This window comes from Desulfocucumis palustris (assembly GCF_002933875.1).
GTDB classification, from domain to species: domain Bacteria; phylum Bacillota; class Desulfotomaculia; order Desulfotomaculales; family Desulfocucumaceae; genus Desulfocucumis; species Desulfocucumis palustris.
On sequence record NZ_BFAV01000041.1, the window covers coordinates 1 to 1022 of the forward strand.

General features: G+C 52.3%; 1 protein-coding gene. It reads right to left on the reverse strand.

Annotated features, from left to right (window positions below; translation table 11 throughout):
* Nucleotides 1-140 precede the first annotated feature (140 nt).
* Nucleotides 141-1022, reverse strand: an 882-nt coding sequence (locus DCCM_RS03370) for a pyruvate formate lyase family protein (protein ID WP_305791393.1), incomplete at its 5' end; no start/stop codon positions are given.

Consider the following 1022-nt stretch of genomic DNA (forward strand, 5'->3'; position numbering starts at 1 on the left):
ATGAGTACGCCTCCGCTTGAGGCCTTGCCACGCCTTGCATCTGGAGCTTTTTGAACGGCCTCGGGCGGTAGTTTAGAAACATGTTTATTGTTTTTTCAATGTGTTTTTCAACACTCTCCTAGGCTAAATTAATCTACCGGTTAATTAAAAGTCAACTCTGTCCTCTTGATAATCTCGTTCTGCACACCCGGGTCCAGCCTGGTGAAATATGCGCTGAACCCTGCCACCCGGACCACCAGATCCTTATATTTTTCCGGGTGCAACTGTGCGTCCTTCAGGGTTTTGCTGCTGACTACGTTGAATTGTATATGCGACCCGCCCTGATCCATGTAGGTCTTGATGAGAGCAAGCAGGTTCCTTGTACCCCGCGTTCCTTCCAGGGCTGCTGGATGGAACTTCATGTTAAAGTGGTTGGAGTTGAACCTTACCGTGTCAAGCGCTTTGGCCGCTGAATTGACAAGCGCCGTAGGCCCGTTTTTATCGGTGCCGGGCATGGCCGATACGCTTCCGTCCGTGAGCGCCCGCCCGGCCCCCCGGCCTGTGGGCAGCGCCCCCATCACGGCGCCAAACAGATTGTGCAGGCTGTTGGAATAGGCTTCCGGCTTGCTCTTTTTGCCGCAATAGTTGCGTCCGGCCTTGTAATAGGCCTCATACACCACATCATAGCACTGCCGGACAAAATTATTCATTTCGTCCTCGTCGTTCCCATGTTTGGGAGCATCAAGGCACATCCGCTGAATCTCCTCATAACCTTCAAAGTTGACCGCTAACGCCTGTTTAAGCTGCTTCATCGTCAACTTTTTGTCTTCGAAGATCAACTTTTTCACAGCCATCAAGCCGTTGGCCGCGTCAATGGTACCCACATTGATCAGCAGATCGGCTGTAAACTTTGCGCCATTGTCCCAGCAGTCTGTTCCCTTTTCAATGCATCCGCCGGTCATGACTGAACGCAAAGGCAACGGCAGGTGTTCACAACACAGCATGTTCCCAATCCGGCCATGGCCGCGGACGGTTTTCAGGGC